Annotated in this window: 3 protein-coding genes; all 3 read right to left on the bottom strand. The window is 42.2% G+C overall.

Features of this window, described 5'->3' with window-relative positions; translation table 11 throughout:
• Positions 1–1,511: tape measure protein (locus CJF42_RS23475; protein WP_141235642.1), on the bottom strand; the 1,511-nt coding region annotated here is incomplete at its 3' end.
• Positions 1,465–1,815, bottom strand: a complete 351-nt coding sequence (locus CJF42_RS23470) for a hypothetical protein (RefSeq protein WP_095368979.1) — start codon at positions 1,813–1,815, stop codon at positions 1,465–1,467. The genes CJF42_RS23475 and CJF42_RS23470, both read right to left, overlap by 47 nt.
• A 20-nt stretch (positions 1,816–1,835) precedes the next feature.
• Positions 1,836–2,139: hypothetical protein (locus CJF42_RS23465; RefSeq protein ID WP_141235641.1), on the bottom strand; the 304-nt coding region annotated here is incomplete at its 5' end.

Raw genomic sequence — 2,139 nt, 5'->3', positions numbered from 1 at the left:
ATGGTTTTATTATAGTTTTTAATTTGATTGGCGTTAGTGCCTATCTTTGCCAGTGCACTGTAGTTTTGCACCGATTTATAGGCAGATGACAAATCATAAACATGCTTTTCAAGTTTTTTGGTTTTTATACTGGCATCATCAGAGCTTGTAGCAAAATAGGAAATTGCCAATGCTGCGGTCACGGCTGCACCAACAGGACCACCAAGCAAAGCCATAGAAGCAGATAAGCCGCGACTGGTTACACTGGCTCTGGCAGCGACTACACTATAAGTATTCGTTGCTTGGGTGAGGGCTGTTTCAGATGCTATCGCACGTTGATTTGCTATCGCTAGTTTGGCAATGGCTTTGGTACGTAAATGAGTTGTTGAGGCGGCTTTTAACGTATGAGCAGCATAGGCTTTTTGTTGTAAAGCACGATTATTTTCAAGTACCGCATTAGCCTGGCTTTGTTTTGCCAAAGCAACATCAGCAAGTAACGCTTGGTTTTTAGTTACGATATTAGCTACCAAACCAGAAGTACTTTTAGCAACAGCACCTGCTAAATGACCAGAGAGCACAACAGCCAAAGCGCCTGCACTATATGCCAGTCCCGTTGCCAGTTCTTCATTTTCACGCAGTGCAGCCATGCCATCGGTTAATGTATCTACTACACTTGTGACTGCAAAATTAACAGGTTCTTCATATTTGCGAATAAGCCTTTGATACTCATTACCCATCTCTACAAAGCTGGCATTAATTTTACCTTCAGTGGATTGTGCTGCACCTGCATATTCATTTAATGCAGTAACTAAGTACTTTTTGAACATTTGGCTAGTGATTTGGCCATCATTCACCATACGCCTAAATCCGCCAGCTGCTTGGCCTGCTGCTTTATCGAGTTTTTGCATTAAACCCGGAAGGGGCTCTGTTACTTGGTTTAATTCTTCAGCACGTAATACACCTGCTGTCATACCTTGGGCAATACCAAATAAACTTTGCTCTAACTGGGCATTACTGGCACCCGATTTAGCTGCCGCATTTGCCATACCCTCTAAAATGGCTTTACCTTGTGTTTGGGTAACAACACCTGCATCTTGTAGCGTTAATATCTTACTGTAAGAGTTAGATAAAACGGTGTATTTCGTATTGAGTCTATCTGCAGTATCAAACAGATACTTTTGTACTTGATGATAGGCACCTGCAGTTTGCGTGAGTCCTTTTAATCTTTGGTCTAAAAGTTGTGCTGCACCTGTATCACGAACAAACATAGCAGCAGTGCCGGCACTGACAGCTGTGGTAATAGCTAAAGCAACACCAGAGTAAGAGCGTTCAAGTAAATTTAATGACTTAGTTAAAGTGCCTTGTTGTGACATGGCTTTTTGCTGAGAAATTGATAACCGCTGATTAGCAGCAACCTGATTTTGTATGGCACTAGGGATACGATTTAAATCACGTACATTTTTTTGTGCACCCGTTGTAACGGCTTTACCGTCGTATCGTAAGCGTAATGCCAGATTCAGGTTGTTGCTCATCAGGTCGCCTTATCATCGATATAATGCTGCGCTCTAGTAATTGCAGCTTTTCAAAGTCTTTAGGGGTCAGGGTAATATCGCTATAACGCCAAGCAATATCGGCACGCTGATAATCAAGGGCAATCTCAACCCCATGATTATCATATTGCCATTGGGTACCTGCACACGTTAACGCATGAACCGCTAACCAATTACCCGGTAATACAAATAAAACAGCTTCTTTTGGGGCTAACACTTTGACTGGTGCACCAAAGTGGGCTTCATCACTATCAATCACATTGCTATCCGTTGCCAGGTCGCCCACAAACCACCTAGCAACATCGATTAGTTTTTTTCAGTAACCCGATATTGCGCATTAATACACTCAACCGCTAAACGTCCCGCAATGGCACCAAACGACAACATTTCATTTAAGGTATCAGTTGAAAATGGCACGTCTTTACCTTCATCAATAAAGCCTGACCAACCCACAAGTAACGCCTTTACGGTATTTTTATCTGATGCTATTGCACCACTTGTCAGTGTATTAATTTCACTCTCTTCAACGAGTTTCACTTGCGCATTAAATTTAAAAGCCACACCACCAAATTCAAAGTTAAGTGGTGCATCAATCACCGCATCGTGTAAC

This window comes from Pseudoalteromonas sp. NBT06-2, from assembly GCF_002276045.1.
Lineage (GTDB): Bacteria > Pseudomonadota > Gammaproteobacteria > Enterobacterales > Alteromonadaceae > Pseudoalteromonas.
The sequence above is the reverse complement of the archived record's forward strand: the minus strand, read 5'-3'. Positions and strand labels throughout refer to the sequence as shown.